Here is a 25533-nt window from a genome sequence, read left to right on the forward strand (position 1 = left end):
CTACACTTACTCCGGCGAATAAAAAACGCTATACTGGCGCCGCGTTGTCCCCTTAGTTAAATGGATATAACGAGCCCCTCCTAAGGGCTAGTTGCAGGTTCGATTCCTGCAGGGGACACCATGACCTCTTTTACCCACCTCTCACGAATCTCAGCAAACCCACACCACACAAGGCGTTGCAGCGTTTTTGATGTCTTATGATTTCCAGCGAATAGTGCCTATAAACATAACGAAAAGCATCCCTTTAAAGTCCCCTCTCGCTGTTAGAACTTAACCAAAAGTTAGCACCTTCACTTTCCGACAGATATAGGCCCAGAACTTCTTTTTTGCCTTCTAGATTCAGTGCCAGAACGGTATAAACCGCCTTGCTCTGATAACGGCCATCCTCACGGTTTTTATAATGAATAGCGTCCAGCCAGACGACGGGATAAACCTTCTCCAGCGGGCTCTGTTGCCACTGTTTTAGTTCAGGGATGACTTTATCGGTACTGCACTGACGGTGGCGGTTGAAACGCTGAAGGCATAAAGATCTTCACTCTCCCGGCCGATGTCCTGATAACTCATCTCCAGCGCAAACAGTCGAATGATATTGCGCTCGATCTCGTCGTACAGGGGGTCTGAAGCTTCTTCACCAATTATGGCTCAAAAGTGCCGTTACGATTGCGCGGAGTTGCCAGTTCAAAACTGCCTGTTGGGGCTTTAATGGCTTTTTGCCGGAACCATTTTTACGGTTTGCCTCAACATCCTGAGCCAGATGGGAATCAAGTTCAGCAGACAGGGTAGAGTCGGTTAAATACTTGATTAATGGCGTTAAGATGTCATCTTTGCCCGTTAATGCCTGGCCGGACCTGAAGGGCTTTAAGTGCTTTGTCGAAATCGAAGGGATGGGACATGTGCCATTCTTTTTTATTTTATGTTACTAAAATTATACAGAATTTTTAACGCTCCCCCTCTCCCCAGCACTTCCCCCCTTTCAAGTACCTCTCTCTGAAAAAACATGCAAAGCCTTGTAAGACGATGCAAAGCTTTACATGTCCCGTTTTTATTCCAAGACGCTTGGCAATCAGCAATACCAATTGATCGATAATATCGATCAATATATTAAAACTCAATAGCTTAAAACTATTAAAAATACAATTATTGATCGCTTATATCGATCAAACCAATTTGTAGTGCTACACTCCAGACCTTTCTGAATCGGCTAATTTTCATAATGTTGAAGTTATTCGCTAAGTACACATCGATCGGTGTTCTTAACACGCTCATTCATTGGGGAGTATTTGCTTTCTGTATGTATGGGATGCATACGCATCAGGCGCTGACGAACTTTTCCGATTTTGTTATCGCTGTATCGTTCAGCTTCTATGCTAATGCGCGCTTCACCTTTAATGCCAGCACTACTGCAATTCTCTACATGATGTATATGGGATTCATGGGAACACTGAGCGCTGTTGTTGGATGGATGGCTGACCAATGTTCTTTGCCACCATTGGTTACCCTCATCACTTTCTCGGCAATTAGCCTGGTATGCGGCTTTATCTATTCCAGATTCATTATCTTCAGGGATAAAAATGAAAATCTCTCTTGTCGTCCTGGTTTTTAACGAAGAAGACACGATACCGATTTTCTATAGAACGGTACATGAGTTTAATGAACTTGAAAAATATAAAGTTGAGATTATTTTTATTAATGACGGAAGTAAAGATGTGACGGAGTCAATAATTAAAATAATAGCCGTATCTGATCCACTCGTCATTCCGTTTTCGTTTACACGAAACTTCGGGAATGATGCAAGATGCACAACCATTTTATTAATCTTTTTTTAAATTGAGGTAATTTAAGTTGGAACACTTAAAATACAGACCTGATATAGATGGATTACGCGCAATAGCGGTTTTATCTGTGGTAATATTCCATTATTTCCCATCATTATTGCCGGGTGGGTTTGTTGGAGTAGATATATTCTTTGTGATATCTGGATACCTTATAACATCAATAATATTAAAATCTGCATCAAACAAATCATTTTCATACCTTGATTTCTATAAAAGGAGAGTGCTTAGAATATTTCCAGCATTATCCATAGTTCTTGTATCATGTCTTATTGTTGGTTGGATTTATTTATTCCAGGATGATTACAAATTACTTGGTAAGCATGTTTTTAGTGGCTCATTCTTTATATCAAACTTTACTCTTTGGAGTGAGTCTGGCTATTTTGATTCAAAATCATACCTTAAACCTTTACTACATTTGTGGTCGCTGGGAATTGAAGAGCAATTTTATATAATATGGCCAGTAGTTATATTGCTATGCTTTAGAAGCAAAAACCATAACAGAAACATAGTATTATCATGCGCAACTATATTTATAATTAGCTATGCGATTAGCATTTTTACAATGGCATCTGATGGCGGAGCTAATTACTACTCTCCCGCATCAAGATTTTGGGAGTTAATGGCTGGAGCGATTATATCCACATTGAGATTTATAGGAATAAACACTTCGTTATCAAAATTAATGTCCCTGTTAGGAATTATACTAATCGCATTATCAATAACCATGATAGATGAAAAGATGTCATTTCCTGGATATATAGCAATAATCCCAGTACTTGGCGCCTCTCTTATAATAGCATCTAATGGTAATGATTTAGTTGTGTCGAAATTGCTTAGTGTTAGGCCTGTTGTTTTCTTTGGTCTTATTAGCTATCCTCTTTATTTGTGGCATTGGCCTATTTATTCATTCTATCGTTCAATATTTGCTGGTTCACCAGACTACCATGAATTAACTCTTCTTTTATTATTATCGTTCTTTTTGGCGATATTAACTTATTATTTAATTGAAAAACCACTGAGAAATTCCAGAAGTAAATATATCACAGCAATATTATTAACATTATCTGTATTTGGGACGGGTTTAATTGGCGCATTTATTTTTCATATAAATGGAGTTAAAGACAGGGAAATCAATAAATCAGCAGGTGAATATGCTTCTGTTACTGACGTGTACAATTATTATAAATATGGAGAACTACTCCGTGGAGGGATATGTCACTCAGTACAACTTACTGCTGCCATATCCAATGGATGTATAAAAAATGGCAAGCATAATATATTTATCATTGGTGATTCTTATGCGGCGGCTCTTTTCAATGGGCTTTCTCATTATATAGATAATAAAGGTTCTGATTATATAATAAGCCAAATGACAGATGGTAATGCTCCTCCTCTATTTGTTGACGGTAAAGATGATTTACAGAGAAGTGTCATCACTCTAAACAATAATAGAATTAATGAAATTAAACGTGTTCAGCCTGAGGTGGTTCTGCTGACATGGTCAGTTCGAGGAACAAATGGAGTACATGATAAAAAGTTAGCAATTGATGCGTTATCATTAACCATTAAAAAAATTAAAGAGGCATCCCCTGACTCAAGGATTATTTTCATTGGACCAGTCCCGGAATGGAATGCAAACTTAGTTAAAATAATATCTAACTACCTGAGTGAGTTTAAAAAAACTCCACCATTGTATATGACATATGGATTAAATAGTGAAATAAGCGAGTGGGACTCTTACTTTAGTAACAATGTTCCAAAAATGGGAATTGAATATATATCAGCATACAAAGCATTATGTAACGAAAGTGGATGTCTTACAAGAGTTGGTAATGGTCCTGATTTTATCACTGCCGTTGATTGGGGACATTTAACAAAGCCTGGTTCTGATTTCCTTTTTAATAAAATTGGAAATAAAATAATCAAATAGATAGGCTGTTACTATTACATATAAATCCAATATGGAACATGCCAGTCATACTGTGTAACTGCCACTATATTAACGGTGATCGCTCAGGCGGTCACCGAACTCGATAATAAAGCGAATCATTGCCAGCGACCAGTCCTGGATCGGCATACTCCATTTTTTGACGCCCCTTTGACCAACTCTTTTACTGCGGCGGTGATCTTAAGTATCAGCATGGGCGACACATCAGCATCGTACATCTCTTTGAAGGTGGCGATGATTTCGCGGGTAGTCATGTCATGCCTTTGGCATAAAGGGATAAATCTGACTTTCCATCTCGTAATACGCGTCTGATGCTCCTTAATCAGCTACAGTTCAAAGGTATTTTCACGGTCACGCAGCATGTTCAGCACTATCTCGCCGCCATCATACAGCACCGTTTTTAATGAGTAGCCATTGTGGGAGTTTGAGCTCGTTTTAGGAGCATTTTTCTCATGCCCGAGATGGTCAGCCAGCTCAGCATTGAGCGCCGTTTCGACGGTTAATTTCGTCAGCATATGGAAAAACTGACTGAGGTCGGCTTCAGTTTTAAGACCTTTAGCCAGTTCAGCCGCAAGAGCTGTGAGTTTCTTTTCGTCCATAATTGCCTTTCTCCTTTGCTGGAGTGAATATATAATAATCAGATAATTACATAATTTTTAATTACAATCTCCCAATACTTATATTATACCCCCATATTCATTACACGTTCAAAGTGTTGTTAACGTTAATCTAACTAATTATCCATTAGGTATTTCCCCTAAAGACCTTAACGAAGCCGAATTATTTTTGCATGTGACACAAAACATGAGTAATCTTTTATAAATTTATCTGACACGATATTAGGACTAATGACATCTCAGCTACCATACAATCTTTATAGTTAACTGTTGAGGATGCGGGGTCTGACAGATTACCAGATGGTGTTTGTTTTATGTCAATGAGTCTCAAACCATTAATAATGCAACCACTTTCTACAAACAATTAGTTAGTGTTAAAGTTTTAGTATCGATTACAGAAATATATGTGAATGTCTTCCCATATGTGTACCATAGACCACCAGACCCTGCGCAATCTTGCATAAGAATGTTCGATACATAACTTCCCCAGCCATCCATACCAAGACCAACACTCTATGAACCAATGGCAACGAGACCATCGACTAAATGATTTGTTGGTAGTTGGTGTACCGGATATTCTGATAGCGAATAGTCGCCTGGTCTATCTTTTTCATTTCCGATATCTGCCCAAAGGTTGAAGCAGTCCCACAAAGAGTATATGGAAAGTAACTTTCTGAATTGAAGTTTATAACATCTGGATGAGGTCCCCCTCTACTGTTCCTTGCCACGTCTTAACGCCAAACTCGCCAGATCTATATGAGGTAAACACAATATCACCGGGCATGCCACACGTTCAGCAAAAAGTCGTCATCGGCCGGTTATGACCGATGACATCCCGATGTGGTCTAGAAGCGGTACTGCAACCCCGCGGTAACCGTATAGTTATTATTAGCTATACCTGCGGCATCGCCACCAAAATACGCCGTATTACCGCTGGTTTTATCTATGATTTGCGTACCGCCCTTACCTTCTTCATATTTACTGTAAGCGAACTCAGCAAAGATTTTTGCATTACTGGTAATATAATATCCGGCGTCAATAGACGCGCCATAATATCGTGAATTTTCCGTTTTTTCACGGAAGGTAAGTTTTCGCATGTAGTGTTCGTCATTATCATGCGCATTTACCCAGTCGCTGTATTTAAACAGTACATTACACTCAAAGTCATTAATACGATAATCACCCGCCAGCCCGATATAGGGCATTTCGAAACGCTGGCTATAACCTATACCGCGCACGCCATGAGGAAAGTTACCAATATATCGACCATTATCATAAATATAAGACCCGCCTCTTGCCGTCCAGCTAAAACGGGTTTCCTGATAGCCCGCTGTTACGCCCGCCTTGTAGTTATCGCCCTGCAATAACCAACCTTTCACGTTCAAATCGTATTCATTAGCATAGTTGGCGCTGGTGTCCGGATGAATTGAACGATCGGTCCAGCCTGGCTGCTCACTGCTCATCCAGTCATGGTCAACCATATGACCCGATCCCGACGCCAAAGACGTCCAGCCGCGGGCGTCCAGCGTCATGAACGAATAGGGTTTCCATGATAAATCCCCCTGCAACGTGGCGACATTTTTTATTTTCCAGTCCAGTTGACTCAGCTTCCGTCCGGTGTCGGTATCATAAACCAGCTCCCTGGATTTACCGTTTAACACCCCCACAGAAAGGGATGTCGTGACGCTCTCAGGAGAGACGTCCGGAATAAATAAGGTAGACTCCGCATAAACCGACTCAGAAAATACGGCGATCATCATTACTGCAATAGCATGTTTTTTCATTTCTCTTGTCCTCATATTCAGATGTAATCTGGAGAGGTGATGAAGTTTTCATCTTGTCAAATCGTCGGACAAGAGTACATTTATTACGCCAGAGAACTTGACGCATTTTTACCTTATATTGAAGTTAAGAAATAGAATTTGATGCTCAGGTGAATAATAAGCAATCTATAATCATAATGGAATGATTTACCATTACGGTGATGCGACGTTATCTGGCTAACGACATCGTTGCTGTTGTTGTCAGCCAGATTGAAAGTAACTGTAATATCAGAATTTATAATGCTCTTTACTTAGACCATATTTTTTCATGCGCAGATAAAGTTTTTTACGGGGAATTTGCAAGTACTCCGCCACTTCATTAATTCGTCCCTGATGAATATTTAATGCTTCGGTAATAATTTGTCGCTCATACTCTTCAACGCGCCGGTCAAGCGGGGTCGGCTCCTGCAGAAGCAACTGCGGGTTGACCGTTTCCGCCAGCGGCAGCACGCCGACAGCAAAAAGCTCCGCCGCATTGGCCAGTTCGCGCACATTGCTTGGCCAGGCGCGTCGCATTATTCCTTTCAGTAATTCCCCCGCTATTTCCGGCACTGGATGATTGAGTCGCAGGCAGGCTTTTCGAAGATAATGGCGAAATAACGGCTCGATATCATCCGGTCGCTGAGAAAGAGACTGGCAGGCGATTTGGGTCATGGCGAAACAGTAGTAAAGCTCGGCCGCTATCTGGTTAGCTGCCGCCTGCTCCACCAGCGAAGCGCTGCCAACGCCCACCAAACGAAAAGGCCGATGCTCCAGGCTTTGTAAACGCGCCAGATGGTGCTGCTGTTCGCGTGTCAGATATTCGGGATGACTCAACACCAGCGTGCCTCCTTGCGCCTGGTCGATGAATGTCTCCAACTGCCCGGCATTCTCCGGCGTGAGTTCATAGCGAACAAACGGCCCTTTCGCGTTACGCCCCAGCTGATGGAGATAACGGGCGCCAGTCATACGTCCTGTGCCATGCTCACCGTAAAACCATACGGCAATGTCCGTTTCCGCCAGTTGTTGTAACCGTTGTCGAAACTGATTCATCCACTCGCTGCGCCCAATCAGGTCAACCTGTAACGTCTGCTGGCAATATTGCCGCCGTGCAATAACCGACCGGCGCTGGCGTAGCGCGTCTTCAATTAATATCAACAGGTTGCCCGGATCGACGGGTTTTTGCAGAAAATCCCAGGCGCCCTTTTTCACCGCATCAACCGCCATCGGTACATCGCCATGTCCGGTAATCAATAAGATTGGCAGTTGATCGTCATCCTGATGAAACAGCGTCATAAGATCGATACCGGAACACCCCGGCATACACACATCGCTCAAAACGATCCCCTCCCAATCCGCTTTTACCCACTCTTTGGCCTCGAAAGGATGGGTAAAGCCACGCACGCGGTAGCCTGCCTGCTCAAGCATTTGGGTATAGGCGTCAAGTACATCAACGTCATCATCAATCAGCAAAATAGAACATTCATCATTCAACATCATCGACATCCGTTACCGAGAATTGCAGCACCACGCAAGCATTACGCGTCAGCGTCGACGCCAGACGCAGGTCGCCCTTCATTTGCGCCATCAGCGACACGCTAATCGACAGCCCAATACCCAACCCGACAGCTTTACTGGTGGTAAACGGCTTGAGTAAAGAGGGCAACAGCGCCCCAGGCCAGCCAGGGCCGTTATCTGCAATATAAACCTCCAGCGCCTCTCCCTGCGTCTGCCATGTCACCGCGATCGCCGCATCATGCGAACAGGCGTCAAGCGCATTCGCCAGCACATTCACCAGAACCTGCTGAATACGCACTTCATCGCCGCTAACCCATACGGTGTCGGTTGGCAGTGAAAGCGCTCCCTGCCGGGATTGGTGGCGCATGGCTAATAACTCCCATGCCGCCACGAAGGTTTGGCGCAGATCAACGGGATACAATGGCGTTTCCAGCTCCGCCCGACGGGTAAACTGCCGCAGCGAACGGATAATGACGTCAATCCGGTTAATGAGCCCTTCCGCTTTGGTGAGCGTATTTCTCGCCTGTCCGCTCTGACCTTGTTCAATCGCGCGTCCCGCCGTAAATAAATACATTGAAAGCGCATTCAGCGGCTGGTTAATTTCATGCGCCAGCGTGGTCATGGTCTGGCCGACTATCGCCAGTTTCGCCGTCTGAATCAACTCATCCTGCATGGCGCGCAGGTCGGCTTCTATCTCTTTGCGCTCGGCGACCTCTTGTTCAAGCTGCCTGCGTTGCATATTGAGCTGGCCCAGCGTATGACGTAGCAAGCGGGCTATCCGTCCTAGCTCATCGCGCCCGTAAACCGGGATAGTCGAGTCGGTTCTCCCCAGCCCTATCTGTACCACAGCCTGATTAAGCGCGGTAAAACGCTTCACCAGTCGGGAACGGATAAAATAGTGGTTGAGTTCCCAGGCCAGTAGCAACGCCAGGAGCGTCGCCACTAAAATAAGCCCGCCGCTAACGCGAACAATCTGTTCCAGGCGTTGATTGAACGTCTGCATTTGCTGGTGACTACTACCTAACTGCGCCTCAAGCAGCGTGCGAAAGCGCCCTAGCGTAGCCTCTCTGGCGCGGCTGGCGTCCAGTAAGGCTTTTTGCGCCGCAACATAATCGCGCATGGTATCGGGCATCTTATTTTTTACCATCCCGATTTCCAATAGTTCGTCGATGGTTTGCCGCAGCGTGATCGTACTGGGCCAGTCATCGAGCGCACGAATATTCTCATCCGCCGTTTTTTTTTAGGTTTTCCAGATAGCGAATATGGGTCTCCACCAGCATCCCGTCATTATTGCCGGACTTGAGCTCATTCAATCTGTCGCGCAGGTCATCAACAATCTGATTTTCAATTCGCGCCAGGGTATATACCTGCTGCTGCTCGTTCTGCACCTCGCGCGAACGTTGCAAGTACTGAGCCGCGTCGCCCTGATTCGCCTCAATTTGATCGAGCAGCGTCCCTTGCTGCCAGGTAAAATCCTGTACCAGCGAATTTAGCTCCGTGGTGAAATCATCATGGAGCCAGTCGATGCGAGCGGAAAGCTCACTAACTTTCTCCCGCACCAAAAACATGTTGTAGAGGGCGTTGTCCAGCTCCGCCAGCAAGGTCCGGCTATCCTGTAAAATGACGGCCAGTTGCCGGCGCTCAGCAAGCTGAAGCCCCTGACTGAGACGCTCAATCTTATCCAGATGCTGAATAATCTGCGTACGTAACTGCAAACGTACCGTCGTGTTCGGCGCCAGCAAAAATTCATTGAGTTGATCCACGGCCAGATTCAGGTTCCCCTCAATTAAAAAAGCGGAGTGGATGCGAGGAAAATATTCATCAAGCGAATAGCGAACCTGCGAACTTTGCTCATGCCAGGAATAAAGGCTGACCATACTGACAATCAGCGTCAGTAATGCGCCCGTTAAAAATGCACCCCGTAAACTGTTGCTGATACTGAGCTGACGAAGCCGTTGCAATAATCTCCCCTTCATTTCAGCTCTTCCAGTTTGTGAATCGCCAGCCGCTGATTGTTCAGAAACCAGATCTGCCACTCCATCATTTTTTGTTCGGCAAAGCTTTTATTATCAAACTGCGCCAGCCAGGTTTCATCTTCGCTGCTTGCCGCATCCACCGGGACGCTGGTCAATAAGGCTCTGATTTCAGGTAAGGGGCGTTTAAGCCGCGTTTCTGCGCTGTGCAACGCTCGCCATGCATCTTTAAGCTGCGCAAGACGAAAACTGATCGCGGTATCAAACATGCGTTGTACCAGTTGCTGACGCTTCAGGATCAGACGATAGTTCAACGGCGGCTGGGCCATCAAACGCTGTTGTTGCGCGGCGCGAGGATTATCGGCGCTAAGCGGTGCGACGGGATACTTACCGGTATTCGCGTCAGCCAGTATCCTTTGCCCTTTCGGACTTAATAAGTAATGAATAAAAGCACGCGCTTCGTCTGCATGACGGCTGTTTTTCAACACCGCGACGTAAGTGGGCGACACCGCAGAATACGGAAAATAGGTAAAAGCAAGATTAGGATCGTTGAGTAGCAAATTAGCATAGTTATCAATGACCGACCCGGCAACGCCAAGCCCGCTTTTGATTTTATCCGCTACGCCGAAACTGCGAGAGGAAATCGTGACCAAATTACCCGAGATTGCCAGCAGCGTCGCCCACCCTGCCGTCCAGCCTTTTTGCTGCAACAGCGACTCCACCATCAAATGATTGGTGTCTGAGCGTGACGGACTGCTCATTAATAGAGCGCCCTGGTAACTGGGCAGGCCCATATCCTGCCAGTCGGCAGGCGGCGGAAGATGGCGCGCAGCGAGCGCTGAACGGTTGATCAATAGCCCAAATCCGGATACCGCTACCGCCACTGAAGTTGAGCGGATAGAACGCGGCACCAGCTTCTGGCTGGCGGCAGGCGCGCTATCCAATAGCGCCAGCTTTTGGTGCTCCTGAAGGTGTTGCAACAGCATGGGGGATGACGTCAGGATCAGATCGACATTTTCCGCATTCGCCGTATCAAGTAATTGCTCTAAAGAACCGCTGGTACGGTTGAGCGTACGAATCATGACGGAACCCGGCTCCGTCTGCCAGCGCTGGATAATCCAGGCGGTCGCGCTGGGTGAAAAGGTCGTTGCCATCACCAACTCGCGGCTGTACGCCTGGCAAGAACCGAACATCGCTGCCAGCCATAGCGTAAAAGCGCCCACTCTGGCGAAACGACCACAGCATGAGAAAAGTCGATTTGTGATCCCGTTCATAAATATCGATATCACATAAAGAAAATATTGAGACAAAACTTACCCTTTTATTTCTGTTGGCATCCAGAACAGCGTTATTTGAATAATAACCGGTCCGTCGCTCGAAAACATCAATAAAGCGTATCAGATCACTGGCAGCAATTTTGTTAATATCCGCACATGCTAACGATAAAACGGTCATGTCAATAATTAAAGTTTCAACACCCCCTTCAGGATGGGTCAAAAATAACCTTTAAATTCACCCAATTGAGTCAATTTTGACACATTTCTTCGACTTGAATTTTATTGTCACTCCTTTCACTCTACTGACAAAACCTCCTGATGTTCATCTCACTATAAAATACAGGTGACTCCATGTTAACAATATTAAAAACAGGGCAATCGGCGCATAAAGTCCCACCGGAAAAAGTCCAGGCTACGTATGGTCGATATCGTATACAGGCATTGTTAAGCGTATTTCTGGGATATCTCGCTTACTATATAGTCAGAAACAATTTCACATTATCGACGCCTTATTTAAAAGAGCAATTGGATCTCAGCGCTACGCAAATCGGCCTACTGAGTAGCTGTATGCTTATTGCTTACGGAATCAGTAAAGGCGTAATGAGCAGTCTGGCGGATAAAGCCAGCCCAAAAGTCTTCATGGCGTGCGGTCTGGTACTCTGCGCGATTGTTAACGTTGGGCTGGGATTCAGTAGCGCATTCTGGATATTTGCCGCTCTGGTGGTCTTCAATGGCCTTTTTCAGGGCATGGGCGTCGGCCCCTCGTTTATTACTATTGCAAACTGGTTCCCTCGTCGGGAACGCGGACGCGTAGGCGCCTTCTGGAATATCTCGCATAACGTTGGCGGCGGGATCGTCGCGCCTATCGTCGGTGCGGCTTTTGCGATATTGGGCAACGAACACTGGCAAAGCGCCAGTTATATCGTTCCGGCCTGCGTCGCCGTCATTTTTGCCTTAATTGTTCTGGTATTGGGAAAAGGTTCGCCGCGCGAAGAAGGCCTTCCCTCCCTGGAACAGATGATGCCGGAAGAAAAAGTCGTACTGAAAACGAAGAATACGGCTAAAGCGCCGGAAAATATGAGCGCATGGCAAATCTTCTGTACTTATGTGCTGCGCAATAAAAATGCCTGGTATATTTCGCTGGTCGATGTCTTCGTCTATATGGTGCGGTTTGGCATGATTAGCTGGTTGCCTATCTATCTGTTGACAGTAAAACACTTTTCAAAAGAACAGATGAGCGTCGCGTTTCTCTTTTTCGAGTGGGCGGCGATTCCTTCCACGCTACTGGCAGGCTGGCTGTCAGATAAACTGTTTAAGGGCCGCAGAATGCCGTTAGCCATGATTTGCATGGCGCTGATTTTTGTCTGTCTGATCGGATACTGGAAAAGTGAATCTTTGCTGATGGTAACGATTTTCGCCGCCATTGTAGGTTGTCTGATTTACGTCCCGCAGTTCCTCGCGTCCGTACAGACAATGGAGATAGTCCCCAGCTTTGCCGTAGGTTCCGCCGTCGGATTACGTGGGTTCATGAGCTATATTTTCGGCGCCTCGTTGGGCACCAGCCTGTTTGGCGTCATGGTGGATAAACTTGGCTGGTACGGCGGATTTTATCTTCTGATGGGCGGCATCGTGTGCTGCATTCTATTCTGTTACCTCTCCCATCGCGGCGCGCTGGAACTGGAACGCCAGCGCCAGAATGCGTTACATAATCAGGACTCACTGCAGCTTGCGGACGCGCAATAAACGATTAGTCTTCCCGGGGAACAGAAGCGCCGACATTGTCGGCGCTATCTATTCGCTGACATCGTGTATACCAAAAATAATTCGAGTTGCTTAAAAGCGGCAAGGGAGTGAGTCCCCGGGAGCATAGATAACGATGTGACTGGGTGAGCGACGTCCCGTCAGGGCGAGGCCCATGAATGGGCCGAGTAATCCGTAGCCAACACATCAGCAACTTGAAGTATGAAGGGCATGTACTGACTAACGCTTACCGTATCCCACCATAAAGCGAATAATTAACCCACATGCCGGTGCAAGAAAAAGCAATAATCCGCTAACGATGTCATCGCCATCCTGCAGCCATACATTGAGTAAATAAATCAGCGCGGCAAGGATAACCATTCCCGTAAAAGAAGAAACCGCAGAAAAAGCCCCCATCACCTGACCGATATAGCCACTCACGGCAAGTATACTTATTGCAAGAAATGTCCATAAATAGATCATCTATAATACCTCCTGTCTATGGCAAGGCTTCCATATAGCCTTACGGTCCCTCTCACTTCTCCTTTAAGATAAACCTTATCAGCACGTCATTTCCATAACATTTATCTCACATTTTATTTTCTAATCATTTTTCAATAACCTTCGTCTGAAATACAATTATCACTGTAAAAACAATGCATTAAAAATAATGATTAGCTTATTTTTGCTACGGGAGAAATATTTACGCTTCTTGATAAAGAATTTCTGGGCGCGAGTAAATAACTGGTGGTACATTAGCCTGCCTGGCGTTCATGCCCTCGTGGTTTAGTACTGACTTAGTTTTACACTCCTTACGGGAACCATTGTCGTACATGATGGCCTAACTATACGTAAATCATTCAAGTTACCCTGATGAGCTTACTCAAGTAAGTGCTTCGGATAAGCGAACGCAACTTGAAGGATGATGCGTATTTCAGAGTGTACCGCTGCGGATAATGACTCTTCTGCGATACATTATTTTCGTATCTACAGAAGGTATTTTATGTTTCCTCAAAGCAAATTTTCACGCGCGTTTTTGCACCCGCGCTACTGGCTGACGTGGTTTGGCGTTGGCGTCCTCTGGTTACTGGTGCAGCTTCCCTACCCGGTTTTGCGTTTTCTGGGCACCCGCACCGGTAAGCTGGCGCGCCCCTTCCTGAAGCGACGTGAGTCGATCGCCCAGAAAAATATTGAACTCTGTTTTCCGACCCTCTCCCGGGAAGAAAGGGGAAAACTGATCGCCGAGAATTTCCACTCTCTTGGCATGGCGCTGCTTGAAACGGGCATGGCCTGGTTCTGGCCTGATAGCCGGGTTCGCAAATGGTTTGATGTGGACGGGCTGGACAACCTTACCCGTGCGCAGGCGCAAAATCGCGGCGTAATGGTCGTTGGCGTGCATTTTATGTCGCTGGAATTGGGAGGCCGGGTAATGGGTCTCTGCCAGCCGATGATGGCGACCTATCGTCCGCATAACAATCCGCTCATGGAGTGGGTGCAGACGCGCGGTCGTATGCGCTCAAATAAAGCGATGATCGGCAGAAACAATCTGCGCGGCATTGTGGGCGCGCTAAAAAAAGGGGAAGCCGTTTGGTTTGCTCCCGACCAGGACTACGGCCCTAAAGGCAGCTCCTTTGCGCCATTTTTCGCGGTTGAAAACGTCGCCACCACCAACGGCACCTATGTACTGTCCAGGCTGTCCGGCGCCGCCATGTTAACCGTTACAATGGTCAGGAAAACCGATAACTCGGGTTATCGTCTGTATATTACCCCTGAAATGGAAGGTTACCCGGCAGATGAAAATCAAGCCGCTGCCTATATGAATAAAATTATTGAGAAAGAGATCATGCGCGCCCCGGAGCAATATCTCTGGATCCATCGCCGTTTCAAAACTCGCCCGTTGGGGGAAGCGTCACTCTACATCTGAAAAAGGCCGCAAGGCCTTTTATTTTGTCATTTCACACCGCCATAATATTCATATCATAAATAATTCATTCTTGCTTTTAGCGATAAGTCTCCTGTTTACAGGCGATTTTTTACTGTGTCGGCGGCGTCGCTCAATAGCGATTCATCACTGTCAGAAATTAAACTGTCGCCGATCCCCGACACTTGTAAGTTACTAAAAGTAAATAAGAAAATGCCTCTTGTTTCACCTCATTTTTAGGCGTACATTAGCGCCGTCTGGAGCGATGACGCGCAGAATTCTGAGGTGATGCAGGCGGTCGAAACACGAATAATTCTCAATTTCGTATTGTCCGGCATCAACTCTCTATAATCAGGTAAGTGTAAGTTCATTTAGGCGTACGACAGGTACGCGGAGAGATGAAACGTGAAATATTTCTTTATGGGCATTTCATTTATGGTCATCGTTTGGGCCGGTACTTTCGCCCTGATGATTTAAAAGTACAATGCAAAGAAAAACAGGAGCCATAGGGCTCCTGTTTGCTTTTCTACTCCGTGCTCGCTTCAACGGGTTTCGGATGTGACGGCAGCACGCCATCGGCGCGGAACATCGCTTTAATCCCCCTGACGGCCTGGCGAATGCGATCGCGATTCTCTATTAATGCAAAGCGTACATGGGTGTCGCCATAGTCACCAAAGCCTATCCCTGGAGAAACGCAAACCTTCGCCTCATTCAGCAGCTTCTTGGCAAACTCAAGTGACCCCATCGCCGCATATTGCTCCGGGATTTTCGCCCAGACGTACATTGAGGCTTTCGGCATTTCAACCATCCAGCCCGCCTCATGCAGTCCCTTCACCAGCACATCGCGACGACGTTTATACTGCTCGGCAATATCGCGCACGCACTGCTGATCGCCTTCCAGAGCGGCGATAGCCGCCACCTGAAGCGGGGTAAAAGTACCATAATCGTGATAACTTTTAATGCGCGCCAGCGCGCTGACCAGGGTTTTATTGCCCACCATAAACCCAATACGCCAGCCCGCCATATTATAGCTTTTCGACAATGTGAAAAATTCGACCGCCACGTCGCGTGCGCCGGGCACCTGCATAATGGATGGCGCTTTCCAGCCGTCGTACACGATATCGGCATACGCCAGATCGTGCACTACCAGCACATCATAACGTTTAGCCAGAGCGACCACTTTTTCAAAAAATTCCAGTTCGACGCACTGGGCCGTAGGGTTAGATGGAAAACCCAAAATCATCATTTTCGGTTTCGGATAACTTTCGCGAATAGCGCGCTCCAGCTCGTTGAAGAAATCCACTCCCTCGACCAATGGAACCGAACGCACCTGCGCCCCGGCGATAACGGCGCCATAGATATGAATCGGGTAACTGGGGTTCGGCACCAGAACCGTATCACCATGATCCAGCGTCGCCAGCATTAAATGCGCCAGTCCCTCTTTGGAACCGATGGTCACAATCGCTTCGGTTTCCGGATCGATATCGACATCATAACGTTCCTGATACCAGTGAGAAATCGCGCGGCGTAAACGCGGTATGCCGCGGGACGTGGAATAACCGTGCGTATCCGGACGCTGCGCGACGGTGCAAAGTTTTTCGACAATGTGGGGAGGGGTTGCGCCATCAGGATTACCCATACTGAAATCAATAATATCTTCGCCGCGCCGACGCGCAGCCATTTTGAGTTCAGCGGTGATGTTAAAAACATAGGGCGGAAGGCGATCGATACGCGTAAAGCGACGTTCAGGGCGGGAGTCAGCCATAATATCCTCAGATTAACGTTAGCGCCCGGACCGTCCGAGCGACGCTGCCACGATGGTGGCTCCTTTAGAAAATAGCCTGAAAATTTTCTTCCTGTCGAGAGGCTAATGAAAATATTTTTTAGCGACGAAAAAGAGGAACAACCGTAAAAATTTACTTTTTAAGCGTGTCAGTTATAGCACCAAATAAATCATATCATTAACAAATTGATATCATTGAATTTACCTAAAGTGGTACAGCCGACGATAATTTCCTGTCAATAAACCTTATCTCAAATAATCCCCTTTTGATTTTGTGGTTTTTCCTCTTTAACCAAAATCCTTACTAATGATAATGGTATTCGATCATGTCATATTGCGGTGTTTTTCAGGGACATTTCCCCGAAAATGAGGATCCTTTCCGGCAAGCTGCCGCGATGAAACCGTAAATAAGGCAGCGAACCGGATACGTATAGTAAAATAAATCCCTGTTTTCGCCTGACTAACCGCCATGACATGATGACTCAACGCGCTGGTGTTTGACCTTTCGCTCAGCAAGAGTAAAGTGAAATAATTCAGACAGTTGAAGCATTCATGCACAGGAAAGGCAATGAAAAAAAACCGCGTGAGGCACGCGGTTTGAGACTGACAAGAGAATGTTTCATTGCCTGATGACGCTGCGCTTATCAGGCCTACAGATGACACACTTTTGTAGGCCGGATAAGGCGTTTATGCCGCCGTCTGACTTATAGAATATGGCCTAATGTCTGGCGCAGATGCGCGCCGGAGCCTAACAAGCCGGGATTATCATGGACAATCAGATAAACCGGAATTCCGTGTACATAATCTTTAAAGCGGCCTTTATCTTCAAAGCCACCACGGAAGCCAGACGCTTTAAAAAATTCCAGGAAGCGCGGGACAATACCGCCAGCGATATAAACGCCGCCAAATGTCCCCATGGTTAACGCCAGATCGCCGCCAAATCGCCCCATGATGACGCAAAAGAGCGACAACGCGCGGCGACAATCGATACAGCTATCCGCCAGGGCGCGTTCGGTAATATCTTTCGGGCGCAGATTTTCCGGCAGACGGTTGTCGGACTTAACAATCGCCCGGTAAAGATTCACCAGCCCCGGGCCAGACAGCACGCGCTCGGCGGAAACGTGGCCAATTTCGGCGCGCAATATTTCCAGAATCATAGCTTCTTCTTCGCTATTAGGCGCAAAATCGACATGCCCGCCTTCGCCCGGAAGGCTAATCCAACGCTTATCCACATGCACCAGATGCGCCACGCCCAAGCCGGTTCCCGCGCCATACACCGCAATAGGTTTGCCGTCTACCGGTTCGCCGCCGCCGAACTGAATTAAATGCTCTTTTTTCAGCATCGGGATCGCCATCGACACGGCGGTGAAATCGTTGATGATTTCCAGATGGCTAAAGCCGAGATTTTTTTTCATTTCCGCAATAGAAAAAGCCCAGGTATGGTTAGTCATCGCCACCCAGTCGCCAGTAATCGGGCAGGCTATGGCGATACAACCATCTTCCACGCTGACGCTATGCTCATCGAGATAAACGCGCACCACGGCCTCAAGACTGGGGTAATCCAGGCCGGAATACGTTTTGGCCTGCGAGATTTCTCCACTGGCGATATCACACAGGGCAAGACGCGCATTCGTGCCGCCTACATCTCCTACTAAAGCATACTTTGTCATTCTTCTACTGCTCCGCTAAAGTCAAAATAAGTCTTTGTCACACTGTAAATTCATGGGGGCATAACAACAACGGCCATCAGGCTGACTGCCTATAAATATAGATCTTCATCACAGAATTACTTTCTTGTTTCAGCACCAATTGCAGCAATGCCGTCGGGCAGGCTGTGCAAAATAGGTATACGACCCCGTGTAAGGAAGAGATTATGTTCCACCCGCGTGCCCGAACGATGCTGCTGCTGTCGCTCCCCGCGCTGATTATCGGCGTAGCGTCAAGCCTGGTTTTAATCGCTGCGATGAAAATCGCGTCGGTTTTTCAGCAATTTCTTTGGCAACGACTGCCCGCCAGCATCGGCATCGCTTATGATTCGCCGTTCTGGATAGTGGGTATGCTCACGCTAACCGGGATCGTGGTGGGTTTGATTATCCGTTACAGTCCCGGACACGCTGGCCCCGATCCGGCCATCGAACCGTTAATCAGTATGCCGGTCTCGCCATCTGCGCTGCCCGGGCTGCTTCTCGCCTTAATCATCGGCCTTGCTGGTGGGGTAAGTTTGGGGCCAGAGCATCCGATCATGACAATAAATATCGCGCTGGCGGCGGCTTTCGGCTCCCGCCTGTTTCCGCGTATCACGGCGTTAGACTGGACGATTCTGGCCTCAGCGGGCACCATCGGCGCGCTGTTCGGCACGCCCGTCGCTGCGGCGCTGATTTTTTCGCAAACGCTTAGCGGCTCTAACGATATTCCCATGTGGGATCGCCTGTTTGCGCCGTTAATGGCGGCAGCGGCGGGGTCACTCACCACCAGCCTGTTCTTTCATCCGCATTTTTCGTTACCCATCGCCCATTACACGCAGATGCGGCTGGTGGACATTGCCAGCGGAGCGATCGTCGCGGCGATCGCCATTGCCGCAGGGATGGTCGCCGTCTGGTGCCTTCCGCGTCTGCACGAGTTGCTGCACCGACTAAAAAATCCGGTCCTGATTCTCGGCATTGGCGGTTTTATACTGGGTATTCTGGGCGTCATTGGCGGGCCGCTTACCCTGTTTAAAGGCCTGGACGAAATGCAACAAATGGCGTTTAGCCAGACGTTGGGCGCGGGAGATTATTTTACCTTAGCCGTCGTCAAACTCGCCGCGCTGGTCATCGCGGCGGCGAGCGGCTTTCGCGGCGGGCGCATTTTTCCGGCTGTGTTTATCGGCGCGGCGCTGGGGCTCATGCTCCATGCCCATGTTGAGGCCGTACCCGCGGCGATTACCGTCTCCTGCGCGATTCTTGGCTTAGTGCTGGTAGTGACGCGTGACGGCTGGCTCAGTCTGTTTATGGCGGCAGTCGTCGTACCGGATACCAATCTGCTGCCGCTGCTCTGCATTGTGATGCTCCCCGCCTGGCTATTGCTGGCGGGAAAACCGTTGCTGGCCGCCAACCGTCACGAACCCTAATCCGGCGCAGCGGGGGCCATTATCCCCCGTTGCGGGCTTCCAGCGCCCGGGTCACGGTACGCAGTAATTCCGGCAGATCGGCTTTTGGCAACATCACTTCAATAAATGACAGACGTTGTGGGCGCGCCAGCCGTTCGAGGACCTCCGCCAGTTGGATAGCCTGCGCCACCCGCCAGCACTCCACCTGTTGCGCCGCGTTTAGCGCCGGTGGTATCTGCGTCCAGTTCCAGCTCGCGATGTCGTTATACCGCTGGGCCGCGCCGTGAATGGCGCGCTCTACGGTATAGCCGCCATTGTTGAGCAGCAGGATGACCGGCGCCTGCCCGTCGCGTAACATCGAGCCCATCTCCTGAATCGTGAGCTGCGCCGCGCCATCGCCGATAATCAGAATCACCCGCCGATCGGGACAGGCGGTTTGCGCGCCAAACGCGGCGGGCAAGGAATAGCCGATAGATCCCCACAGCGGCTGAACCACAACTTCCGCGCCGTCAGGAAGCGACAGCGCGGCAGCGCCAAAGGCGGCGGTCCCCTAGTCGACAAGGACAATATCGCCGGGTTTGAGATACTGCTGTAAAGTTTGCCAGAAGCTTTCCTGGGTCAGTTCTCCCTTATCAATCCGCACTGGCTGTCCGGCGGAACGCGTCGGCGGCGGCGCAAAAGCGCATTCAAGGCACAGTTCGCGCAGCGTAGACACTGCCTGCGCCATCGGGAGGTTGAACCAGGTTTCGCCGATGCGCGACGCGTAAGGCTGAATCTCCAGCGTGCGTTCCGCCGGCAATTGTTGGGTAAATCCGGCCGTAAGGGTATCGACAAAACGGGTGCCGACGCAGATAACCCTATCGGCGTCCTCTATGGCCTGACGCACTTCTTTGCTGCTGGCGCCTGCGCTATAGGTGCCAACGAAGTTCGGGTGCTGTTCATCAAAAAGCCCCTTCTCCATCAGTAGTGTCGCATGAGCGATGGGCGTTTCCGCCATCCAGCGCTGCAACAGTGGTCGTAAACCAAAACGCCCGGCAAGAAAGTCGGCCAATAGCGCAATGCGCCGACTGTTCATCAGGCACTGACGGGCGTGGTAACGAAAAGCCGTCTCTACGCCGCTTTGCGCTTCATGCACGGGCAACGTCAGCGCCTGCGTAGGTGGGATGGCCGTTTTTTTCGCCACGTCGGCGGGCAACATGATGTATCCTGGCCTGCGTGCGGCAAGCATTTCACCCAATACGCGGTCAATCTCGAAGCAGGCGTTCTGTTCATCCAATATTGCGCTGGCAGCGGATATCGCCTGACTCATGCGATAAAAATGACGAAAATCGCCGTCACCGAGGGTATGGTGCATCAATTCGCCACGCTGCTGCGCAGCGCTACAGGGCGCGCCGACGATATGCAAGACCGGGACATATTCCGCGTAACTGCCCGCGATACCGTTAATAGCGCTAAGTTCTCCCACGCCAAAGGTGGTGAGTAGCGCTCCAGCGCCCGACATGCGCGCATAGCCGTCCGCGGCATAAGCGGCGTTCAGCTCATTGGCGCATCCCACCCAACGCAAGGTCGGGTGGTCAATCACATGGTCAAGAAACTGCAAGTTATAATCGCCCGGTACGCCAAAAAGATGGCCAATGCCGCATCCTGCCAGTCTGTCCAGCAAATAGTCGGCCACGGTATAGGGGTTTTGCATGACAGCTTTCCTTCTGACGTTGACATTATGTTGAGTATTAAGGAATGCCGATGGCTGTCCAGCACGACGGGGATGAAAGCCTGGAAAACAATGTTTACAGCGGCAAACAGTAAAAGCCGGATACCGCCTGGCGAGTGTAACCGTATACACTATTTATTCACGCCACAGGGGGAAAGGTCATGATTTATCAGCCCGATGAAAATCGTTATCACACAATGGAGTATCGTCGCTGCGGGCGCAGCGGCGTCAAACTTCCCGCCATTTCGCTGGGGTTATGGCACAACTTCGGCGATACGACACGGGTAGAAAATAGCCGGGCGCTGCTGCAACGCGCGTTCGATCTGGGCATTACCCACTTTGATCTCGCCAATAATTATGGGCCGCCGCCGGGCTCCGCAGAATGCAATTTTGGCCGCATTCTGCAGGAAGATTTTTTACCGTGGCGCGATGAGTTAGTCATCTCCACCAAAGCGGGCTACACCATGTGGGATGGCCCTTATGGCGACTGGGGTTCACGGAAATACCTTATCGCCAGCCTCGATCAAAGCCTGAAACGTATGGGGCTGGAGTATGTCGATATCTTTTATCACCATCGTCCCGATCCCGAAACGCCGCTTAAAGAGACGATGAAAGCGTTAGATCACCTTGTGCGCCACGGCAAAGCGTTGTACGTGGGGATCTCTAACTATCCTGCCGATCTGGCCAGACAAGCTATCGATATTCTGGAGGATCTCGGCACGCCTTGCCTGATTCATCAGCCTAAATATTCGCTTTTTGAGCGTTGGGTAGAGGACGGGCTGCTGGCGCTGTTGCAGGAAAAAGGCGTCGGCAGTATTGCCTTCTCGCCGCTGGCGGGCGGGCAGCTCACTGACCGTTATCTGAATGGCATTCCGGAAGATTCCCGCGCGGCGAGCGGAAGCCGTTTCCTTAAACCAGAACAGATTACCGCCGACAAACTGGAAAAAGTTCGCCGGTTGAATGAACTGGCTGCACGACGGGGCCAAAAATTGTCTCAGATGGCGCTCGCCTGGGTGCTGCGTAACGATAACGTTACCTCGGTACTGATTGGCGCCAGCAAACCGTCGCAAATCGAAGACGCCGTAGGAATGCTGGCCAATCGCCGTTTTTCGGCGGCGGAATGTGCAGAAATTGACGCTATTCTGGAGGGCCGGTTTTAGCAAAAAATGCTCTCCTTCATGATTTAAGAGTTAAGGCGATGAAACAAATCTTTACTGCTTTGTAATATTGCATTAACAGGCCGGCGACGGCTCGATCGTGAAGGAGAGAAAGTATGTTCAGGTCACTGATTCTGGCGGCAGCCTTGCTGGCTTTTACACCGCTTGCCGCGAATGCGGGCGAAATCACCCTGTTGCCCTCAATAAAATTACAGATTGGCGATCGCGATGATTACGGTAACTACTGGGACGGTGGTCGCTGGCGCGACCGTGATTACTGGCACAACCATTATGAATGGCGTAAAAATCGCTGGTGGCGCCATGACAACGGCTATCATCGCGGCTGGGATAAGCGTAAAGCGTATGAACGCGGTTATCGGGAAGGCTGGCGCGATCGCGACGATCATCGCGGGCGAGGCCGGGGTCACAAACATCATCACTAAGCCTCCTGCTGAATAATAGCCCGATGACGTTCACGCATCGGGCCTGCTATCTTTCTGTCTTTATGACAACCCCATCACCGTTCCAACCAGTAACCAGATATTCAGGGCGACGACCAGCACGACAATTATCCAGCCAATCTGTTTTACTCGCCGCGTGTTCACCAGCTCGCCCATTAGCGTAGCGTTACTGGTGAAAATCAGGAGCGGCACCAGCGCCAGCGCAATACCAAAACTCAGCAGCACCTGGCTCATCACCAGAATTCGGGTAGGGTCAAGCCCCATCAAAATCACAATAAATGAGGGCAGCATGGTAATGGTGCGCCGTACCCACAGCGGAATGTGAAAACGGACAAACCCTTGCATCACCACCTGCCCCGCCAGAGTCCCTACCACAGTGGAGGAAAGCCCTGCCGCTACCAGACTAAGACCAAACACCGTTGCCGCCGCATGGCTTAGTAACGGTTCCAGCGTCAGGTATGCCTGATCGAGGTCGGCGATGCCGGTGTGGCCGCTAAAATGAAACGCCGCCGCGGCGGTCGCCATCATTGCCAGATTGACAAAACCGGCAATCGTCATAGCAATAGCGACATCCCATTTCGTTGCTGAGTACCGTTGTTGCCGCGTTCCGCCGTGCAGATGCTGTGTTAATGACGAGTGCAGATAAATCACGTGCGGCATAATCGTCGCGCCAAGCACGCCGGCGGCTAAGAATACGGCTTCCGGGTTCGGTAGCGCCGGGATAACCATTCCTTTGCCGAGCTGCGCCATATCAGGCTGAGAGAAAAACAGCTCCACAATGTAAGCAGCGGCGACAAAAAGCAGTAAACCGCCGATGACTTTTTCAAGCGGTTTTTGACCGCGGCGCTGTAACATTAAAATCAGAAACGTCGCGATACCGGTCAATACCGCGCCCTGTAATAAAGAGACGCCCAGGATCAGCTTAAAACCTATTGCCGCGCCGATAAATTCAGCTAAATCGGTGGCCATCGCGATGATTTCCGCCTGTACCCAGTAAAACCAGACTACCGGGCGCGGATAATGGTCGCGAATTTGCTCCGCCAGGTTCTTGCCCGTGGCGATTCCGAGTTTTGCCGAGAGGATTTGAATCAGCATCGCCATCAGGTTCGCCCAGACCACCACCCAGAGTAGCTGGTAGCCAAAGCTGGCGCCGGCCTGAATATTGGTCGCGAAGTTACCAGGATCGATATAACCAATCGCGGCAATGAACGCAGGTCCCATTAATGCGAGCCTTAGCTTGCGCGCCGCCCGTCCGCTGCTATTCTCTACGCGATTGTCAGTCATCTTTTGCCTCAAAAACATAGCCTTTGCTATGTTTCATGCTATGTTTATTGATAATGATTATCAAGTGCATTTCAATGGGTACGGGTGATTACTTTGATAGTGTGAAACGATAGACCGATACGATGACGACCTGTATCAGAACAGTTTGGCTTAACATTACAAGATTAGCACACTGATATAACTTTTCATTTTCATATTCAGTACAGTAAAAGTGTATTACAGATCACTAATTTTGAATCTCGTCACAGGTCCTTATTATAGTGTGTGTTGGATCTCGTTTTCTTTACGGCTGTTGCATAGAATGTGCACGAAAATTAAACCTGTCTCATATTTGGAGCAAATATGGACCGCGTCCTTCATTTTGTCCTGGCGCTTGCCGTTGTTGCGGTACTCGCACTGCTGGTTAGCAGCGACCGTAAAAAAATTCGCATTCGTTACGTCATTCAGTTACTTGTTATCGAAGTGTTACTGGCCTGGTTCTTCCTGAACTCGGATGTTGGCCTTGGCTTCGTAAAAGGTTTCTCCGAGATGTTTGAAAAACTGCTCGGATTTGCCAACGAAGGGACAAACTTCGTCTTTGGCAGTATGAACGATCAAGGTTTGGCGTTCTTCTTCCTGAAAGTATTGTGCTCGATCGTCTTTATTTCCGCGTTGATCGGTATTCTCCAGCATATCCGCGTTCTGCCAGTGGTCATCCGCGCTATTGGTTTCCTGCTGTCCAAAATAAACGGTATGGGCAAACTGGAGTCTTTTAACGCCGTCAGCTCGCTGATCCTCGGCCAGTCTGAGAACTTTATCGCTTATAAAGATATCCTCGGCAAAATGTCCCGTAACCGCATGTACACCATGGCTGCAACGGCGATGTCTACCGTTTCCATGTCTATCGTGGGCGCGTATATGACGATGCTGGACCCTAAATATGTGGTCGCAGCGCTGGTTCTGAACATGTTCAGCACCTTTATCGTTCTGTCGCTGATCAACCCCTATACCGTTGATGCCAGCGAAGAAAATATTCAGATGTCGAACCTGCATGAAGGCCAAAGTTTCTTCGAAATGCTGGGCGAGTACATTCTGGCAGGTTTTAAAGTGGCGATTATCGTCGCGGCGATGCTGATCGGTTTCATCGCGCTGATCGCGGCGCTGAACGCGCTGTTCGCAACGGTTACCGGTTGGTTCGGCTACAGCATCTCCTTCCAGGGCATTCTGGGTTACATCTTCTACCCGGTCGCATGGGTAATATTGCGGGCGCGATTAAAGGCCTGAACGAAGAGCAAGGCAACGTGGTTTCCCGTTTTGGTCTGAAACTGGTTTACGGTTCTACGCTGGTGAGCGTACTGTCCGCCTCTATCGCGGCGCTGGTACTGTAAGTCTGCGTTTAATGTAGAAACCGGGGAGCTATCCCCGGTTTTTTTATGCCG

Annotated in this window: 15 protein-coding genes, 1 tRNA gene and 7 pseudogenes; 11 read left to right on the top strand and 12 right to left on the bottom strand. The window is 48.9% G+C overall.

The genetic code is table 11. The features are described 5' to 3' along the window. The first annotated feature begins 46 nt into the window (after positions 1-46). A tRNA-Arg gene (locus J4685_RS06330) sits at positions 47-121 on the top strand. Positions 122-268: 147 nt separating this feature from the next. Here the strand turns inward: J4685_RS06330 and J4685_RS06335 are convergent. Further along, positions 269-893, bottom strand: a pseudogene (locus tag J4685_RS06335) (transposase); the annotation flags it as partial. A 320-nt stretch (positions 894-1213) separates the two neighbouring features. Between J4685_RS06335 and J4685_RS06340 the strand changes: the two are divergent. From J4685_RS06340 to J4685_RS06350, 3 genes and pseudogenes are all read left to right on the top strand, one after another. Then, entirely contained in the window at positions 1214-1603 is a 390-nt protein-coding gene (locus tag J4685_RS06340; RefSeq protein ID WP_001682026.1) for a GtrA family protein, read from the top strand. Beyond that, positions 1572-1790, top strand: a pseudogene (locus J4685_RS06345) (glycosyltransferase); the annotation flags it as partial. The gene J4685_RS06340 and the pseudogene J4685_RS06345, both read left to right, overlap by 32 nt. Positions 1791-1842: 52 nt before the next feature. Continuing rightward, complete coding sequence (locus tag J4685_RS06350) at positions 1843-3765, top strand: LPS modification acyltransferase (protein ID WP_000400612.1); 1923 nt, start codon at positions 1843-1845, stop codon at positions 3763-3765. A gap of 170 nt (positions 3766-3935) precedes the next feature. On the opposite strand, the pseudogene J4685_RS06355 reads toward J4685_RS06350, so the two are convergent. From J4685_RS06355 to pgtC, 6 genes and pseudogenes are all read right to left on the bottom strand, one after another. Then, positions 3936-4382, bottom strand: a pseudogene (locus J4685_RS06355) (transposase); the annotation flags it as partial. Between the two features lie 372 nt (positions 4383-4754). Continuing rightward, positions 4755-5051: pseudogene (locus J4685_RS22475) on the bottom strand (tail spike protein). 194 nt (positions 5052-5245) lie between these two features. After that, positions 5246-6184, bottom strand: a complete 939-nt coding sequence (gene pgtE, locus J4685_RS06370) for an omptin family outer membrane protease PgtE (RefSeq protein WP_000716016.1) — start codon at positions 6182-6184, stop codon at positions 5246-5248. 267 nt (positions 6185-6451) lie between these two features. Beyond that, on the bottom strand, positions 6452-7699 hold the full coding sequence (gene pgtA / locus J4685_RS06375) for a two-component system response regulator PgtA (protein WP_000930851.1): 1248 nt from the start codon (positions 7697-7699) through the stop codon (positions 6452-6454). After that, positions 7689-9696: pseudogene (gene pgtB, locus J4685_RS22480) on the bottom strand (two-component system sensor histidine kinase PgtB). The gene pgtA and the pseudogene pgtB overlap by 11 nt, the downstream one beginning before the upstream one ends. Next, a complete protein-coding gene (gene pgtC / locus J4685_RS06390) occupies positions 9693-10886 on the bottom strand; it encodes a phosphoglycerate transport regulator PgtC (RefSeq protein WP_000467986.1) in 1194 nt (397 codons plus the stop codon). The pseudogene pgtB and the gene pgtC overlap by 4 nt, the downstream one beginning before the upstream one ends. A 435-nt stretch (positions 10887-11321) precedes the next feature. Between pgtC and pgtP the strand changes: the two genes are divergently transcribed. Beyond that, positions 11322-12713: a phosphoglycerate transporter PgtP gene (gene pgtP, locus J4685_RS06395; protein ID WP_000955739.1), complete on the top strand. Its 1392-nt coding sequence runs from the start codon at positions 11322-11324 to the stop codon at positions 12711-12713. A 237-nt stretch (positions 12714-12950) separates the two neighbouring features. Here pgtP and J4685_RS06400 read toward each other — a convergent pair whose 3' ends face one another. After that, on the bottom strand, positions 12951-13193 hold the full coding sequence (locus J4685_RS06400; protein ID WP_000639889.1) for a YfdY family protein: 243 nt from the start codon (positions 13191-13193) through the stop codon (positions 12951-12953). A gap of 520 nt (positions 13194-13713) precedes the next feature. Here J4685_RS06400 and lpxP point away from each other — a divergent pair. Both lpxP and ypdK read left to right on the top strand, forming a co-directional pair. Beyond that, positions 13714-14634 (top strand): kdo(2)-lipid IV(A) palmitoleoyltransferase, encoded by a 921-nt coding sequence (gene lpxP, locus J4685_RS06405; RefSeq protein ID WP_000484435.1) that lies wholly within the window; start codon positions 13714-13716, stop codon positions 14632-14634. A gap of 402 nt (positions 14635-15036) precedes the next feature. Continuing rightward, complete coding sequence (ypdK, locus tag J4685_RS06410) at positions 15037-15108, top strand: membrane protein YpdK (RefSeq protein WP_010723117.1); 72 nt, start codon at positions 15037-15039, stop codon at positions 15106-15108. A gap of 49 nt (positions 15109-15157) precedes the next feature. On the opposite strand, the gene alaC is transcribed toward ypdK, so the two are convergent. Continuing rightward, the gene (alaC, locus tag J4685_RS06415) at positions 15158-16396 is read right to left on the bottom strand and encodes an alanine transaminase (RefSeq protein ID WP_000785620.1); all 1239 of its coding nucleotides are present in this window, start codon (positions 16394-16396) and stop codon (positions 15158-15160) included. A gap of 722 nt (positions 16397-17118) precedes the next feature. Further along, on the bottom strand, positions 17119-18084 hold the full coding sequence (gene glk, locus J4685_RS06420) for a glucokinase (RefSeq protein ID WP_000170380.1): 966 nt from the start codon (positions 18082-18084) through the stop codon (positions 17119-17121). Positions 18085-18287: 203 nt separating this feature from the next. On the opposite strand from glk, the gene J4685_RS06425 reads away from it, so the two are divergent. Next, on the top strand, positions 18288-19523 hold the full coding sequence (locus J4685_RS06425; RefSeq protein ID WP_000468912.1) for an ion channel protein: 1236 nt from the start codon (positions 18288-18290) through the stop codon (positions 19521-19523). Between the two features lie 19 nt (positions 19524-19542). Here J4685_RS06425 and J4685_RS06430 read toward each other — a convergent pair. Then, positions 19543-21195: pseudogene (locus J4685_RS06430) on the bottom strand (alpha-keto acid decarboxylase family protein). 179 nt (positions 21196-21374) lie between these two features. On the opposite strand from J4685_RS06430, the gene mgrA reads away from it, so the two are divergent. Continuing rightward, the gene (gene mgrA / locus J4685_RS06435; RefSeq protein WP_000640295.1) at positions 21375-22373 is read left to right on the top strand and encodes an L-glyceraldehyde 3-phosphate reductase; all 999 of its coding nucleotides are present in this window, start codon (positions 21375-21377) and stop codon (positions 22371-22373) included. Positions 22374-22486: 113 nt separating this feature from the next. Next, on the top strand, positions 22487-22813 hold the full coding sequence (gene ypeC / locus J4685_RS06440; protein WP_000490091.1) for a DUF2502 domain-containing protein YpeC: 327 nt from the start codon (positions 22487-22489) through the stop codon (positions 22811-22813). A 60-nt stretch (positions 22814-22873) separates the two neighbouring features. Here the strand turns inward: ypeC and J4685_RS06445 are convergent, their stop codons facing one another. Beyond that, the gene (locus J4685_RS06445; RefSeq protein ID WP_000131734.1) at positions 22874-24115 is read right to left on the bottom strand and encodes an Nramp family divalent metal transporter; all 1242 of its coding nucleotides are present in this window, start codon (positions 24113-24115) and stop codon (positions 22874-22876) included. A gap of 342 nt (positions 24116-24457) precedes the next feature. On the opposite strand from J4685_RS06445, the pseudogene J4685_RS06450 reads away from it, so the two are divergent. Next, positions 24458-25482 (top strand): annotated as a pseudogene (locus J4685_RS06450) (NupC/NupG family nucleoside CNT transporter). Positions 25483-25533: the final 51 nt, after the last annotated feature.

It is taken from the genome of Salmonella sp. 32100201201700099SM (assembly GCF_017572645.1).
GTDB classification, from domain to species: domain Bacteria; phylum Pseudomonadota; class Gammaproteobacteria; order Enterobacterales; family Enterobacteriaceae; genus Salmonella; species Salmonella enterica.

What these genes read in the sequence shown, in the direction of transcription:
- J4685_RS06445 (WP_000131734.1), bottom strand. Translation starts at nt 24,115, where the DNA reads ATGACTGACAATCGCGTAGAGAATAGCAGCGGACGGGCGGCGCGCAAG.
- ypeC (WP_000490091.1), top strand. Translation starts at nt 22,487, where the DNA reads ATGTTCAGGTCACTGATTCTGGCGGCAGCCTTGCTGGCTTTTACACCG.
- lpxP (WP_000484435.1), top strand. Translation starts at nt 13,714, where the DNA reads ATGTTTCCTCAAAGCAAATTTTCACGCGCGTTTTTGCACCCGCGCTAC.
- pgtA (WP_000930851.1), bottom strand. Translation starts at nt 7,699, where the DNA reads ATGTTGAATGATGAATGTTCTATTTTGCTGATTGATGATGACGTTGAT.
- J4685_RS06400 (WP_000639889.1), bottom strand. Translation starts at nt 13,193, where the DNA reads ATGATCTATTTATGGACATTTCTTGCAATAAGTATACTTGCCGTGAGT.
- alaC (WP_000785620.1), bottom strand. Translation starts at nt 16,396, where the DNA reads ATGGCTGACTCCCGCCCTGAACGTCGCTTTACGCGTATCGATCGCCTT.
- pgtC (WP_000467986.1), bottom strand. Translation starts at nt 10,886, where the DNA reads ATGTTCGGTTCTTGCCAGGCGTACAGCCGCGAGTTGGTGATGGCAACG.
- glk (WP_000170380.1), bottom strand. Translation starts at nt 18,084, where the DNA reads ATGACAAAGTATGCTTTAGTAGGAGATGTAGGCGGCACGAATGCGCGT.
- mgrA (WP_000640295.1), top strand. Translation starts at nt 21,375, where the DNA reads ATGATTTATCAGCCCGATGAAAATCGTTATCACACAATGGAGTATCGT.
- J4685_RS06425 (WP_000468912.1), top strand. Translation starts at nt 18,288, where the DNA reads ATGTTCCACCCGCGTGCCCGAACGATGCTGCTGCTGTCGCTCCCCGCG.
- pgtE (WP_000716016.1), bottom strand. Translation starts at nt 6,184, where the DNA reads ATGAAAAAACATGCTATTGCAGTAATGATGATCGCCGTATTTTCTGAG.
- pgtP (WP_000955739.1), top strand. Translation starts at nt 11,322, where the DNA reads ATGTTAACAATATTAAAAACAGGGCAATCGGCGCATAAAGTCCCACCG.
- J4685_RS06340 (WP_001682026.1), top strand. Translation starts at nt 1,214, where the DNA reads ATGTTGAAGTTATTCGCTAAGTACACATCGATCGGTGTTCTTAACACG.